Here is a 14,593-nt window from a genome sequence, read left to right as displayed (position 1 = left end):
CGATCAGCCGGGCGAGCGCTTGCGCCGAGGTCGCACCCGCTCCCTGCCAGGATCCCAGCCCGCCATCACCATGACGCAGCGCGAGCAGGGGCGGGACCAGCAGATCGATCATGGCCCCCAACGCCACCGGCGGTGTGCAATCAACCGCATCGTAGCAGGCGGACAGGTCGACCAGCACCGCGATCGCCTCCATCTGCGCGATCGGGCTGCGCGACAGCGTGCCGCCATCCTCGCTCGCGACTTCACCCAGTGCGCGGAGCAGACCCGCTTCGCCATGGATCCGGCGCGGCTTGCCATCGGGCAGCAGCAGTCCCGCAGCCGTCACGGCGGCCCATCCGATCAGCGCGGCGAACCGATCCTGTTCCTTGCCGGCCTGGCGATCGAGCCAGCGTGCGTGGTCTTCGATCGCCCGGAGCATCCGCGGGCGAACCGCCGGATCTTCTCCCGATAGCACGAAAGGTCCGTGCACGAGCCAGGCAAGCAGCCGCTGACCCGTGCGCTCGACCGTCCAGCCGACACCCTTCCCGACCTCTTCATTCGCATCGAGCCAGCGTACCGCGAGCTTTTCTGCGATCCCGGCTGCACTTTCGCGCGGCGCCGCAGCAGCCAGATCGCGCAGCCAGGTAAAGCCATGCACGACCTTGGTCACCGGCGGCGCGAGTCGTGCCGATGGGGTGTAGTCGACCTCCGACAAGGGCATCTTCATGCCTTCGATCAGGAAATGCCCCGCTCTGACGGCTGTGCCGCGCGCGCGATCCCCCTCCAGCGGGGTGTCGACGGTGGAAAGCAGGCGCATCTTCGCAGGCTTGCGCAGCGGCGCGGCGAGGACCGGGCCGGGCACGCCCAAGCGGTAGGCCCAGCCGATCACCGCATCGAGCGGACTTCCATGCCGGGGCGCGAAATCCGACGACACCAGCGCTCGCGCCGGGTCGAGATGGTCTTCGCCATCGCTATTGGCGGTTTTCTCGGCGGGCAATTCCGGCCGGCGTGCGTGCGGTTCTCGCGAGCCCCTGGTCAGCGGCAGCGCCGGCTGCGCCTGACCCACAGGCGGACGCTCCCGAGCCTCCCGCTGCTTCCGCTCGCCTTCCTCCAGCAGGAATGTCTCGTGTTTCATCCAGCCTCCTTCAGCGCGGCGATGTTGGCGGCATATTTTTCCGGACCGCCGCGAAAGCTGGCCGATCCGGCGACAAGGACATCGGCGCCGGCGGAAACGCATTGCGGTGCGGTGCGCGCATCCACGCCGCCGTCCACTTCCAGGCGGATATCGCGACCGGATTTGTCGATCATCTTGCGGATCGCCTCGACCTTGCGAAGCTGGCTGGCGATGAAGCTCTGTCCCCCGAACCCGGGATTGACGCTCATCACCAGAACCAGATCGACCTCGTCGATCAGATAGTCGAGCATCTTTGCCGGGGTGCCGGGGTTCAGTACCACGCCGGCCTGCTTTCCAAGCGCCTTGATCGCCTGGACCGTGCGGTGGATGTGCGGCCCCGCCTCGGGATGCACGGTGATGATATCGGCCCCTGCTTCCGCGAAGGCTTCCAGATAGGGATCGATTGGCGCAATCATCAGATGAACGTCAAAGGGCTTGGCGGTGTGCGGACGCAGGGCCTTCACCACCGCGGGACCGATCGTGATGTTGGGCACGAAATGCCCGTCCATCACATCGATGTGAATCCAGTCCGCCCCCGCCTCATCGATCGCGCGCACCTCTTCGCCCAGCTTCGCGAAGTCGGCCGACAGTATGGACGGGGCGATGAGAGCCTGGGGCATTGCATATCCGGATGGCGATTGAGTGACTCAGGATACGGGCGCGCAGGCGCGATGGCCACGCGCAGGGCAGGGGTTTTCCCCGGACGGGAGGACGAACCGGGCGATCGGGGCGCCGGATGGTGACCGACACAGGCCGCATCGGTTTTGCCAGCCGGCGGTCTGAGCGCTTCGCCCACCATTCGGTCGGTCAGCAAGTGCCCCGCACGGGATGGCGGCTATTGATCGCCGCTCAGGAAGCTTTACCCGAGCGCCCGCCGTAGCGGGCTGAGATCGTATCCCGCCGCCGCAGCGTGCTCGATCCGGACGTCGGCGGAAAGCGCATCGGGATTGGCCAGGGCATCAAGCGTGGCCGAGCGCGTCCCCGAGCGGCAGTACGCCAGCACGCGCCCTTCCGCCGCCTGTCGCGCCTCGCGAAAGGCTGCGATCGCATCCGAAGGGAAGGCGCCGCCGGACACGGGAATATGATGCACCGTCATTCCTCTCGCCCGTGCCGCCTCGGCAATCGCGTCGAAGGTCGGCTGGCCGGGATCCTCCCCGTCGGGCCTGTTGCAGATAAGCGTGGTATATCCGGCCTCGGCAACTGCCGCGATGTCCTCGGGTTGCAGTTGCGGGGCGACCGCGAAGCGCTGGTCGATCTGTCTGATGTCCATCATCTCAGCCTTTCCGTAAATTTCGCGGGGGTCATATCGCCAAACATCGCCATGACAAAGATCGCGGCTGCCGCCGCTGGTGGCGGTAAAGTGAGCGCCGCCCAAGCATGACCGTTGGCCTCATTGCAACGCGCGATGCCAGGAACACATCGATAGCGCGACTTGCCATCCGGATGCTAAAGCATGCGGCATGTGCAACCTCTATCGCATGACCAAACCCTCAAGCGAAGTCGCCACCTGGTTCGACGCCATCGATGCGACCGGCGGCGCGAATTTCGGGGACGAGGTCTATCCCGGCTATCCCGGATTGGTTGTGGCGAACGGGGAGGTGCGGCGCATGACCTGGGGCTTCCCGCTGCAGCGCACGGGCGCGAAGGGGCAGCCGCTGAAGCCCAAGCCCGTCAACAACTGCCGCACCGACAAGCTCGACAGCTTCTTCTGGCGCCAGAGCTTTGCCGAACGCCGCTGCCTGATTCCGATGACTGCCTGGGCTGAGGCCGAGGGGCCCAAGGGTGCGATGACCTGCACCTGGCTCAATCTGCCGCATGGAGAAATCTTCGGGTGTGCGGGCGTGTGGCGGGGGTCGGACGAGTGGGGCGATGTCTATTCGCTGGTGATGACCGATGCGAACCACCATGCGAGCGAAGTGCACGAGCGCATGCCGGTGGTGCTGGCGCCCGAAACCTATGGCGAATGGCTGGGAGAGGATGCGGACGCGGCGCGAGCGCTTTGCCGATCATGGCCCGGTGATCTGATCCTGAGCCGAACGCAGGACCGCTGGGGCCGCAGAAACGAAACGCCCCGGCCCTCTGCCGATGCGTCGGAGCCGACCCTGCTGTGAGAGACGCCCCCTATCACCCCCCGGTGAAGCGTTCGGTGGAGATTGCGGGCCATAAGACGTCCATCAGCCTGGAGCCGCTGTTCTGGACCATGCTACGTGAAGCGGCGGAGGCGGAGGGGGTGCCGGTCAATGCGCTGGTGGCGCGGATCGATGCCGAGCGCATCCAGGCCGAAACGCCACCGGGCCTGGCCGGCGCGATCCGGATCTGGCTGGTGACCTCCGCAGGTGACAAGGTTGGAAGCTGAAAGGAAAAGCGGGCGGCGCCGCTATGGCCCCGCCCGCTTCTGCTGAAGCCGTGCTTCAGGTCAAATCAGTAATTGGCGGGCGGATCGCTCGCCGGGAAGCTCTGGTCGCTTTCCTCGTCGGTCTTGGTCCAGCTGCGGGCGGGCTTGTCGCGCATGGCCGAGGGGCCGGAATCGCGCACATCGGCGTTGCCCTGATTGCCGGCGAAGGCCGCGTGGATGCCGTCCTTGTTCTTCTCGTAATATTTGTATCCGGCGTAACCGAGTGCGCCGAGCAGTAAGGTCCTGAGCATATCTCGCTCTCCTGTGAATTGCCTGTCACAGGAGGGACGAAGCAGACCCGCGCTTGTTCCCGCGATTGTTCGCGTATCGACCTCGGTCAGTCGTCGCCCACCCTCTCGATATCGGCGCCGACCAGTTGCAGCTTCTCTTCGAGGCGCTCGTAACCGCGATCGAGGTGATAGATCCGGCGGATCTCGCTTTGCCCCTCCGCCGCCAGCGCGGCGATGGCGAGGCTCATCGAAGCGCGCAGGTCGGTCGCCATCACGGCGGCTCCGGTCAGCTGCTTAACCCCCTTCACGATGGCGGTACGGCCCGACACAGAAATATCCGCGCCCATGCGGCTGAGCTCGGGCACGTGCATGAAGCGGTTTTCGAAGATCGTCTCGGTCAGCACGCTGGTGCCGTCCGCCACGGTCAGCAGGCTCATCAGCTGCGCCTGCATGTCGGTGGCGAGGCCGGGGTAGGGCGCGGTGGTGAGGTTGGCGGGTTTCAGCGGGCCGTTGGCGGCCACGCGCACGCCGGTCTTCTCCTCGGTCACGTCGATCCCGATATTGCGCAGCGCGTGGAGCGTGGCGCCCATTTCGTCCGCCCTCGCCCCTTCCAGCAGCACATCGCCCCCGGTGATCGCCGCCGCGCAGGCATAGCTGCCCGCCTCGATCCGATCCGCCATCACGCGGTAGGTCGCGCCGTGCAGCCGCTTCACGCCGTGGATCGCCAGATCGGAGCTGCCGATCCCCTCGATCTCCGCGCCCATCGCCACCAGCAGCTTGCACAGATCCACGATCTCCGGCTCGCGCGCGGCGTTGAACAGCTTGCTGGTGCCCTTGGCCAGCACGGCGGCCATCAGCGCGTTCTCGGTCGCGCCCACGCTGACGACGGGGAAATCATATTCCCCGCCCGGCAGGCCGCCTTCGGGCGCGATCGCCTTCACATAGCCGGCCGCCAGCTCGATCTCGGCGCCGAATGCTTCCAGTACCTTCAGGTGAAGGTCGATCGGGCGATTGCCGATGGCGCAGCCGCCCGGCAGCGAGACCGTCGCCTCCCCGGTCCTCGCCAGCAGCGGGCCGAGCACGAGGATGCTGGCGCGCATCTTGCGGACCAGATCGTAGGGCGCGACATTGCTGGTGATGCGCGGCGCCTCCAGCGTCATCACGCGGCCGAAATCCTCCGGCCGCGAACCCTGCACCGCGGTGGTCACGCCGAACTGGTTCATCAGGTGCTGGAACCCGTCGATATCCGCCAGCCGCGGCAGATTGCGCAGCGTCAGCGGTTCTTCGGTCAGCAGCGCGCAGGGGATCAGCGTCAGCGCCGAATTCTTCGCGCCCGAAATGGGGATGGTGCCGGAAAGGCGGTTGCCGCCGCGGATGATGAGCTTGTCCATATGCGGGCCGCTTTAGCGACTGGGCTGGAAATTGTAATGCCCCCGCCATATGGCCCCGTCACGCATATGCACAAACCGTTGGGGACACACCGATCATGACCAGTCACAAGCCCGTCAAGAAAGCCGTCTTTCCCGTTGCCGGGCTCGGCACCCGTTTCCTGCCCGCCACCAAGGCGATCCCCAAGGAGATGATGGCCGTGGTCGACCGCCCGCTGATCCAGTATGCGGTGGACGAGGCGCGCGAGGCGGGGATCGAGCAGATGATCTTCGTCACCGGCCGCGGCAAGACCGCCATCGTCGAACATTTCGACATGGCCTACGAGCTGGAAGACACCATGAAGGAGCGCGGCAAGGACCTGTCCGTGCTCGATTCGTCCCGCGCCACGCCGGGCGACATCATCACCGTGCGCCAGCAGGTGCCGATGGGGCTGGGCCATGCGATCTGGTGCGCGCGCGCCATCGTGGGGGACGAACCCTTCGCCATCTTCCTGCCCGACGAGCTGATGATCCCCAACAAGGGCGGCGGCACCGGCTGCATGAAGCAGATGGTGGAAGCCTATAACGAAGTGGGCGGGAACCTGATCAGCGTGCTGGAAGTCCCGCAGGAGGAGGTTTCGAGCTACGGCGTGATCGCCCCGGGCAAGCAGGTGTCCGACACGCTGACCGAAGTGACCGGCCTCGTCGAAAAGCCCCCCGTGGCCGAAGCGCCCAGCAACAAGATCGTGTCGGGCCGCTACATCCTCCAGCCCGAGGTGATGCGCGTGCTGGAAACGCAAGGGAAAGGCGCAGGGGGCGAGATCCAGCTGACCGACGCCATGGCGAAGATGATCGGCACCCAGCCCTTCCACGCCGCCACCTTCGCCGGCCGCCGCTTCGACTGCGGCAGCAAGCTGGGCTTCGTGGAAGCGACCCTGGCCCTGGCGCTGGAGCGTGAGGACATGGGCGCGGAGGTCAGGGCGATGGCGGAACGGTTGTTGGGTTAGGGGCTTTTCGTTTCTTCCCAGTCCGACCGATCCAGCGCCGCCATCGCATCGGTCACGGCGTTGGTTTCGACACTGACCTTCACGACCTTGGCGAGCAGTTCGATCATGCTCTCTTTGTAATCGGCAAAGCGATAGGTGTTGAACTTCGCGGCGATAGTCGGATCGCGCGGTTTCTTTTCCTTGTGCTGGTCCAGCACCCAGTCGATCGCGCTGCGATTGCCGAGGCGATAGTTCCACGCGCCCGCCGGAATGCCGGTGATCTGCGTATCCTCGTCCACCACGACAACGCCGTTTTCGGACTGGCTCTTGAGCTTGGGACGGGGATGCGATCCCTCGGCGCGCTTGGGGTGAGGCGTATCTACCCGCTCGAGCGGGTAAGGCTCTACGTCCTCGTAATCGATATGCAGGCCCAGCAGCCTCTCGCCCCACTCCACCCATTGCGCAAAGTCGGGATAGAAGGGGATGCGTGGAAACTCGCGCTTGAGGTTCAGCGCATATTTCTCACGATAGACCGGATCGTGGAGGACGGCGTAGCAATAGGCGAAGATCGCGTCCTTGGTGATCTCCAGCTTTCCGCCATCCGGCTTTGGCGCCTTCTTGCCGTACTGCTTGACGAACCGGTTGAGCGCCCAATCGGTGATGTTGTCGATGCGCTCACCGGATTTATTATAATGAAAACGGCTGAGCGTCTGACTACCACCAGAGGCAGGACTGACAAAATTCAAGTCCGGCACTTTGTCTAACGCCAGCGAAAAATAGGGCTTTCCCGTGGAGTCGCCCATTATGGTAATCGCAGGATTCCCTTCCGCTTCCGAGAAAAGCGCACCAGTGAGGTTCTGCATCTCGTTAAGTGACGAGTCATAATACAGTTCGCGCTTCGCAAAAGGCCGATAATTGGCCGACCGTATTTTGCCGGGATCAAATTCTAGCGTTAGCGCATCATCAAAGCGCCATCGAAGAGATCGGGTCCATTTTATAGTTGTGTCGTTATCGGAATCAAAACGTTTGGTCGCAAGCGCTTCATTATAGAATTGAATGAAGAATTGTATCTTTTTGGACAGCGCTCTCCGTGAGCGGTCGTAGGCCCAGTCATCTCTGGCAGTCACAACGCCCAAAGAATAAGTTTGAAAGATTGCTTTCTGACCAGTTCGCGTCTTCGCACTTTTGGCACTTTTTGACGCCAGCGGAACAAGTTGGTCCCAATCTTCGAAGTCAGCCTGGTTTATCCACGAATACAACCTATCTGGCTTAACGACCTCGCACGGTAAATTTGCAAGCTGAATATTTCCGAGAAAGCTTAGCTTTTCCTCCGCAGTTTCCATTTCAGGTCTACGAGCGTAATGGATTATCGATTTATTTTGCTTCTTTCGGTTACGAACGAGAAACATAATCGCGACACCCGTCTGAATGCCGAACACGTTGTGGACAGTGCCAGACAACTTAGGATTAACTCTGACATCGCCGCCTAGGTCCAAGACCCAGATATCGGCGAAATTCTCGCCAATAATCTTGCGAAAGCCATCGAAAGTGCGACTTTCAACGAAACTCCGGTTGGTGACGAATGCGATGATCCCTTCATCCCCGAGACGATCGCTCGCCCACCGATAAAAGCGCGAATACATATCGTAGAGCTTGGTCTTCTGCGCCGTGCTTTCCTTGATGTAGGTCCTTCTTATCCGTTCATCGATATGCGGATATTCGCGGTTCTTGTTGTTATCGTTCTCATTCCGCTGGTTCGCGTTGTACGGCGGATTGCCGATAATCACGCTGATCTTGCGCCGGTTCTGGCGCTTTACACGTTCGATATTCTCATCGCTCAACCCGCCGAGCAGATCGAACTGGTGTCCCGAATGGATGCCTAGGCCGTCCACATTGTCGAGCGTATCGACCAGGCAAAGCCCTTCGAACTCTGCGAACTGCCCTGTAATCGCCTGATAGGTCGCCTCGATATTAAGGTTGGCGACGTAATAGGGCAGGATCGCCACCTCGTTGGCGTGCAGCTCCTCCTTGTATTTGTGACGCAGCTTGTCCGGCTGCCCGCGAAAATATTCGAGCAGCTCGACAATATAGGTGCCGGTGCCCGTCGCCGGGTCGAGGATTTCGACGCCCGGATCGATCAGATTCTTTCCGAAATGCTTCTCGCAAAGCCAGTCCGCACTGCGAATCATGAACCGCACGATTTCGCCCGGCGTATAGACCACGCCCAGCCGGTCGGCGGCCTTGGGATTATAGACCTTGTAGAAATTCTCGTAGAGCGATTTGAGAAAGTTCTGCTTTTCCGAATGGCTCTGGATCAGGTGCGCGGTTTCCTCGATCCCCGTGTAATAGGGCCGCAGCGCCTGTAGCAGCGAACGCCGGTCGCCATATTCGAACAGCTTGTTGTCCAGCTTGTCGAGCTGCTTGGCGATATTGTTGTCGTGATGATAATCGCGCATGTCGAACACGCGATTGAAGATGTCCGCCGTCAGAATGTGCTGGATCAGCATCTCGGTGACGTCGGCCCGCTCCAGCGCCGGGTTGATCGTCTCCTTAACCTGCTTGAGGAAAGCCTCCTCCGCATGCGCGAAATCCAGGCTGGTCTCGCGCTTCTCGCGGATGCGTGTTCGCAACGCATCGAGGATCGCGGGCAGGTCTTCGGCGAACTTAGCGATCGCCTTGCGAAAATCGCGGATCGCCTGCTGTTCGTAAGCAAAGAACTTGGTCAGCAGCTGATAGAGCTGGTCCGTGTCGGCCATATCGGCCTCGGCGACCCGCTGGCGATCCTGAATCAGGATTGCGCGTCTGGTGTCCTCGTAGATGATGTTGGTACGGGGGTAACCCTTGGCTTCCTTCTTTCGGATTTCCTCTTCGAGATCGTCGCGGCTGTCTTTCGCCTCCCAATAGCCGAAGGGAACGCGAATATCGTAAACCAGCGCGCCGTCGACCCAGATCGAATTGCCCTTGGGCGTGACGATCTTGTGCTCCGAGAGGTAGGTGAGGTCATGCGAGCGGCCCCAGCTCTTGAGCAGCGACTGAAATGCGTCGCGAACCGTGCCTTCGTTCAGCGTGCCGCCAACCTTGATGATCCGGTCAAGATCGCTGCGATACTCGTTGATTAGTTGCCGGCTCATCGTCACCCCTCGGCGCCCGATTGCCTGCACCGCAAGCCGTTGGCAAGTTGGGCTTTCCTACAGAGGCCGCGCGGTGGTATGATGCGCCCGGCTCTTTCCTCTCGTCGATCCCCCCGCAACGCCCGTCCGCAAGCGCCCGCACGGATGACACTTCGCCTGCGCAAGGTGACACCGGGCACCCGTAAGGTGACGTGGCACGCGCGCAAGGTGACACTGCGATGGCGCAAAATGACGGTTTTTGGACCAAGGTGACGCCATTCCCGCGCAAGGTGACAAAACTTCCCCCTGGACCGTGGTCCAAGCGGTCCATGTCTCCCTCCGGAAACCCCCCGCGAATTGGGTGCGGTCAGCCCTCCGCCGCCCCCTCCGCAATTGCCATTCGGGCATACTCGTCGCGCAATTCGCGCTTGTAGAGCTTGCCGTTGGCCTCGCGCGGCAGGTCGGGCCGGAAATCGAACCGGCGCGGCATCTTGATGCGGCTGAGGTTGGGGGCCAGGAAATCGCGCAGCTCCGCCTCCAGCGCGTCGCCGGCCTCCGCCATGTCCACCGGCTGGATCACCGCGACCACCTGCTCGCCCAGATCGGGCTCGGGCGCGCCGATCACCGCCGCATCCATCACCTTGGGATGGGTGGCCAGCAGGTTCTCGATCTCCTGCGGGTAGATGTTGACCCCGCCGCTGATGATCATGTGGCTCTTGCGGTCGGTCAGGTAGAGATAGCCGCCCTCGTCGACATGGCCGATATCGCCCAGCGTCATCCAGCCGCGCTTGTGCATGGCCTCGGCGGTCTTGACGGGGTCGTTGTGATAGGTGGGGATGGTCTCGTTCTCGAAATAGATCAGCCCGTCTTCGCCAGCGGCCAGTTCTTCCCCGCCCGGCCCGCAGACATGGAGCTTGCCGTGGACGGCCTTGCCCACGCTGCCCGGGTGGTCCAGCCAGTCCTCCGACTTGATCAGCGTCATGCCGATGCTCTCGGACCCGGCATAATATTCGACGATGATCGGGCCCCACCAGTCGATCATGGCGCGCTTCACCGGCACCGGGCAGGGCGCCGCCGCGTGGATGGCACGCGCATGGCTGGACAGGTCGTATTTGCCGCGCAGTTCGGCATCGAGCTTGAGCATGCGGATGAAGTGGGTCGGCACCCACTGGCTGTCGGTCACGCCATAGCGCTCGATCGCGGCCAGCGCCTGCTCCGGGTCGAACTTGTCCATGATCACGACCGTGGCCCCCAGCCTGTGCGCGGTGGTGCACCAGCCGAGCGGGGCCGCATGATAGAGCGGCGCGGGGGAGAGGTAGATCATGCTGCCGTCGGCGGGCATGCCCACGCCCATCACCGCCAGGCCGACCAGGGGATTGACGGCCAGGATGTCGTCATCCGCGGGCGGGCGCGGCTTCACCCCCTTGGGCCGGCCCGTCGTGCCGCTGGAATAGAGCATGTATTGCCCGGGCAGCGGATCGGACAGCGACCCGGCATCCTGCCCGGCCAGCGCGGCCTCCAGATCGTCGTCGCCCCCGGAGCCGAGCACGAGCACCTCGCACTCGGGGCATGCGTCCCGGATATGCTCGGTCACCTCGGCGAAGCCTGTGCTCGTGATCAGCAGCTTCGCCCCGGCGTCCTGCATGATATAGGCGATTTCGGGGCCGGTCAGACGGGTGGAGATGGGCACCATCATCTGCCCGGATCGCTGCGAGCCCCAGACCAGCTGAAGGTAGAGCGCGTTGTTCTCCATTAGGATGGCGAAATGATCGCCCCGCCCAAGGCCGCGCGCACGCAACAGGCGGGCGAAGCGATTGGCGGTGGCATCCATCTGAGCGTTGGTGACGGTCTCGCCGCTGCCCGCCAGAATGATGGCGGGATGGTCGGGACGCGCTGCGGCGTGCGTGATCGGGTGCATGTCTGGCCTCTCCCCGGCCCTCGTGGCGGGGCCGACTGGTTGCCAGGAGAAACCTAACCAGCTGGGCACGGTGGGCAAGGAAATTCCGCGTGCATGGCAAAAAGGCGGCGGGTTTCCCCGCCGCCTTCTACGCTCCCGTCCGGGGAAGCTTGCTTACTTGGAACCCCCCAGCGCGCTGCCACCGCCGTGGACGAGCGCGAATGCCGCCTGGGCGCTGGTTTCGGTCATGTAATCGACCGGATTGACGGCTTCGCCATCGACACGGACTTCATAATGAAGGTGAGGGCCGGTGGAACGGCCGGTCGATCCGACATATCCGATCAGATCGCCCTTCTGGACGCGCTGACCTTCGGAGACCGCGTATCCGGAAAGATGGGCGAACCGCGTCTGCACTGTGCCGCCATGCTCGATCGAGATGAAGTTGCCATAGCTCGACCAGCGCGACGCGCGGCTGACGATCCCATCGGCCGTAGCGTAGACCGGCGTACCCTCGGCAGCGGCCATATCAACGCCCTTGTGACCCTGACGGCGGCCCAGCACCGGATGGACGCGCATGCCGTAATCGCTGCTCATGCGGTAAGAGGCGAGCGGAGCGACGGAAGGCACGGACACCGCCGGGGTTACCGGATTGGCGCGGGTGCGGCCCCAGCTGGCGAACAATTGCGTGAACTGGCGATCGGCGCCGTCCTGCGAAACGCCCGAACCGGCTGCCGGCGCGGCGACCGGAGCAACATAGGCGGCGCTCTCGGCCTGTGCCGGTGCGGCGGCGATGGTGGTGAAGCCAGCGAGAGCGGCGAGGCCTGCGATCTTCAGCTTGGCGAAAGTGTTCTTCATAAAATACGACCCGTCTCGTCCCCACGGCCTCAGGACCGTGACCCAAATTCTGGTCGGCGTCCGCCCCCGCGGATCTATGCCGACCGGCTCTTGCACGCTTTGGCTGGAACCCCCCGCCTTGCGATGAGTTAGGTGCTAGGGGTCATAAGGTTAACAGCGCAATACCCCGCATGTAGCGCCGCGATAAACCGGCTGCCTCGCGCGCCGAGTCGTTGAATGGCGGCTTCATTTGCCCGTGGAAGTGCTTTTCGACCAATTCCTGCCACAATTCGGGCGACGACCGGTCGCGCTCAGCACTCACTTCGTCGAGGTGTTTGACGCCGAACGCTACGTGGCGAATCTCATCGTCAAGGATACTCTCCAGGATCCGCACGCCATCTTCATCGCCCGCGCGGCGTACACGTTCGATCATTGCGGGGGTTACATCCAGCCCACGCGCTTCCAGCACCATCGGCACGATTGCGAGCCGCGCGGCGACGTCGTGGGCGGTATCCATGGACGCCTGCCAGAGGCCGTCATGCACCGGTAAAGCGCCGTAGTGGCTCCCCAGCGCTTTCAGCTTGCGAGACAGAAGCGCGAAATGCATCGCCTCGTCCGCCGCCACCCGGAGAAAGTCGGAGACGAACGCCGCGCCCCGTTCCTCGCCGAAGCGCCCGGCCATATCGAGCGCCAGGTCGATGGCGACGAACTCGATATGCGCGAGCGCGTGCCACAACGCGATCCGGGCGCGCTCGGATCCGAATTTGCCGCGCCGGGCCATCTGCGCGGGCGGTAGCGGCTGCAGCCCATCGGGCCAGGCGGGGCGATCGGGCATGGGCTGCGGAAACGACAGGGTGAGCCGGCCAAGGCGCCAGTCACGCGCCACCTTGCGCGCGGCGAAGACCTTGGCCTCCGCCTCACCGGTCAGGAGCGCGGCACGGATCGCTTCACCGACGCTGGCACGGCTTTCGCTCACGATGTGGCGGCGTCCAGCACCTCTTGCGCGTGCCCCTTTACCTTCACCTTGTCCCAGATCCGCTCGATCCGACCGTCCGCTCCCAGCAGATATGTCGTGCGGACCATGCCCATGAACCGCTTCCCGTACATCTGCTTCTCGGTCCAGATGCCCAGCGCATCGGATAGCCCGCCGTCTTCCGGATCGGAGGCCAGCGGAACCATCAGATCGTGCTTGGCGATAAATTTCTGGTGGCGCGCGGGTGGATCCTTGCTGATACCCAGCAGCTCCACCCCCGCCTTGTCGAACTCCGGCTTGAGCGCCGTGAAATCCACAGCCTCGGTCGTGCAGCCGGGCGTCATGTCCTTGGGATAGAAGAACAGCACCGCCCGTTTCCCGGCGAAGTCCGCGGGCCTGATGGTGCTGCCTTCCGGGGTTTCCATGGCGATGTCGGGCATGGGGTCGCCCACGCCGGGTCTATCTTTCATCGTCTCTCTTCAGTGGTTGATCGAATGCCTGCTCCCACGCGTCTGCCACGCCCCGCCGCGCGACCTCAAGAGCGGCTTGCAAACCGGCGATGTCCGTGAAGCCAGCCAGCCGGGCAAGCACGGCGCCCCCCGCGCCATCTGGCACCGTCAGGTCAGGAGCGAGCAGTCGGGCGCCCACCAGCACGCGGGTCATCAGGCCCAGGTGTTCGCAGAGCGTCGCTGGCAGAAGTCCGTGTTCGGCCAGCGCGGCGGCTGCCACCGAAAGATCCGGTTCGAAGGCAGTCCGTTCGCGCAATTGCAGGAAGTGCACGAGGAATTCGAGATCGACCAGGCCGCCGCGCATCAGCTTGACGTCCAGCGTTCCGCGTGGCGGCTTGTGCGCGGCCATTTCGGCCCGCATGCGGAGCACATCGGTACGGAGCACGGCGGGATCGCGCGTTTGGTCCAGAACCTCTGCTATGATCGCTTCGGTCGCGGCGCGGCTCTCGGGCGAGCCGGCCAGCACGCGCGCCCGCGTCAGCGCCATGTGCTCCCACGTCCACGCCTCGTCCCGCTGATATCGCGCGAACGCCGACAAAGCGACTGCGAGCGGGCCTTGGGCGCCCTGTGGCCTCAGCCTGGTGTCGACCTCGTAAAGCGCCCCTTCCGCAGTCGGGACACTGAGCGCACCGCCGATGCGCTGCGCCAGACGGTTGAAATAGAGCGTGCGCCCCAATGGACGCGGCCCATCCGATTCCTCCGCCCCTTCGGTAAAGAGATATATGAGATCAAGGTCGGACGCATGCGTCAGTTCGCCGCCGCCCAGCCGACCGAGGCCAAGCACCACCAGTTCGCAGCCCGCGATGGTGCCGTGCTGCCGCGCGAACTCACGCTCGGCCGCCTCCTTGCCGACAAGGATCGCTGCCTCCGCGACGCGAGACAGCGCTTTTGCGACGGCCAGAGGATCCTGTTCGGCGGAAATGAGCTGGACGCCGAGCGCGAAACGAAGGTCTCCCACCACCAGACGGATGCGATCGAGAGCCTCTTCATAGCTGTCACCGCCCGCAGCGCGCATCGCTTCGGCAAGTTCGGTCGTCTCGCCGGGTAGCGCGAAGGCAGTGCGGTCGATAAGCGCATCCAGCCGCTCCGGATGGCGTGCGATCTCGTCCGCGAGCGGCGGCGCGAGAGTGAGGCAATCG

12 protein-coding genes and 2 pseudogenes are annotated in these 14,593 nt (G+C 63.7%); 3 read left to right on the top strand and 11 right to left on the bottom strand.

The window, feature by feature from the left end; all coding sequences use genetic code 11:
- The 3 genes and pseudogenes from ACFDTG_RS14065 to ACFDTG_RS14055 all read right to left on the bottom strand — a co-directional run.
- Window positions 1-1,114, bottom strand: a pseudogene (locus ACFDTG_RS14065) (heparinase); the annotation flags it as partial.
- The gene (gene rpe, locus ACFDTG_RS14060; protein ID WP_375291638.1) at window positions 1,111-1,773 is read right to left on the bottom strand and encodes a ribulose-phosphate 3-epimerase; all 663 of its coding nucleotides are present in this window, start codon (window positions 1,771-1,773) and stop codon (window positions 1,111-1,113) included. The pseudogene ACFDTG_RS14065 and the gene rpe, both read right to left, overlap by 4 nt.
- Before the next feature lie 239 nt (window positions 1,774-2,012).
- A complete protein-coding gene (locus ACFDTG_RS14055; RefSeq protein ID WP_375291637.1) occupies window positions 2,013-2,426 on the bottom strand; it encodes a TIGR01244 family sulfur transferase in 414 nt (137 codons plus the stop codon).
- A gap of 187 nt (window positions 2,427-2,613) precedes the next feature.
- Here ACFDTG_RS14055 and ACFDTG_RS14050 point away from each other — a divergent pair, with 187 nt between their 5' ends.
- Window positions 2,614-3,264, top strand: coding sequence for an SOS response-associated peptidase (locus ACFDTG_RS14050; protein ID WP_375291636.1), 651 nt, complete (start codon window positions 2,614-2,616; stop codon window positions 3,262-3,264).
- Window positions 3,261-3,509 carry a ribbon-helix-helix domain-containing protein gene (locus ACFDTG_RS14045; protein WP_375291635.1) on the top strand — a complete coding sequence of 83 codons (249 nt, stop codon included), beginning with the start codon at window positions 3,261-3,263 and terminating at the stop codon, window positions 3,507-3,509. The genes ACFDTG_RS14050 and ACFDTG_RS14045 overlap by 4 nt, the downstream gene beginning before the upstream one ends.
- 65 nt (window positions 3,510-3,574) lie before the next feature.
- Here the strand turns inward: ACFDTG_RS14045 and ACFDTG_RS14040 are convergent, their stop codons facing one another.
- Together ACFDTG_RS14040 and murA are read right to left on the bottom strand one after the other, a co-directional pair.
- Window positions 3,575-3,799: a hypothetical protein gene (locus ACFDTG_RS14040; RefSeq protein ID WP_375291634.1), complete on the bottom strand. Its 225-nt coding sequence runs from the start codon at window positions 3,797-3,799 to the stop codon at window positions 3,575-3,577.
- Window positions 3,800-3,885: 86 nt separating this feature from the next.
- The gene (gene murA / locus ACFDTG_RS14035; RefSeq protein WP_375291633.1) at window positions 3,886-5,169 is read right to left on the bottom strand and encodes a UDP-N-acetylglucosamine 1-carboxyvinyltransferase; all 1,284 of its coding nucleotides are present in this window, start codon (window positions 5,167-5,169) and stop codon (window positions 3,886-3,888) included.
- Window positions 5,170-5,264: 95 nt separating this feature from the next.
- Here murA and ACFDTG_RS14030 point away from each other — a divergent pair, with 95 nt between their 5' ends.
- Window positions 5,265-6,152 (top strand): UTP--glucose-1-phosphate uridylyltransferase, encoded by an 888-nt coding sequence (locus ACFDTG_RS14030; RefSeq protein ID WP_375291632.1) that lies wholly within the window; start codon window positions 5,265-5,267, stop codon window positions 6,150-6,152.
- Here ACFDTG_RS14030 and ACFDTG_RS14025 read toward each other — a convergent pair.
- The 6 genes and pseudogenes from ACFDTG_RS14025 to ACFDTG_RS14000 form a co-directional block, all read right to left on the bottom strand.
- The gene (locus ACFDTG_RS14025) at window positions 6,149-9,262 is read right to left on the bottom strand and encodes a type ISP restriction/modification enzyme (protein WP_375291631.1); all 3,114 of its coding nucleotides are present in this window, start codon (window positions 9,260-9,262) and stop codon (window positions 6,149-6,151) included. The genes ACFDTG_RS14030 and ACFDTG_RS14025 overlap by 4 nt on opposite strands.
- A 346-nt stretch (window positions 9,263-9,608) precedes the next feature.
- The gene (locus ACFDTG_RS14020; protein WP_375291630.1) at window positions 9,609-11,159 is read right to left on the bottom strand and encodes an acyl-CoA synthetase; all 1,551 of its coding nucleotides are present in this window, start codon (window positions 11,157-11,159) and stop codon (window positions 9,609-9,611) included.
- A gap of 153 nt (window positions 11,160-11,312) precedes the next feature.
- Entirely contained in the window at window positions 11,313-11,993 is a 681-nt protein-coding gene (locus tag ACFDTG_RS14015) for a M23 family metallopeptidase (RefSeq protein WP_375291629.1), read from the bottom strand.
- Between the two features lie 142 nt (window positions 11,994-12,135).
- Window positions 12,136-12,948, bottom strand: coding sequence for a ferritin-like domain-containing protein (locus ACFDTG_RS14010; RefSeq protein WP_375291628.1), 813 nt, complete (start codon window positions 12,946-12,948; stop codon window positions 12,136-12,138).
- On the bottom strand, window positions 12,945-13,415 hold the full coding sequence (locus tag ACFDTG_RS14005) for a peroxiredoxin (RefSeq protein ID WP_375291627.1): 471 nt from the start codon (window positions 13,413-13,415) through the stop codon (window positions 12,945-12,947). Before ACFDTG_RS14005 ends, ACFDTG_RS14010 begins: the two co-directional genes overlap by 4 nt.
- Window positions 13,405-14,593, bottom strand: a pseudogene (locus ACFDTG_RS14000) (glutamine-synthetase adenylyltransferase); the annotation flags it as partial. The pseudogene ACFDTG_RS14000 and the gene ACFDTG_RS14005, both read right to left, overlap by 11 nt.

Origin of the sequence: Qipengyuania sp. (assembly GCF_042095715.1) — a bacterium.
Lineage (GTDB): Bacteria > Pseudomonadota > Alphaproteobacteria > Sphingomonadales > Sphingomonadaceae > Qipengyuania.
This window is presented reverse-complemented; position numbering and strand designations above follow the sequence as displayed.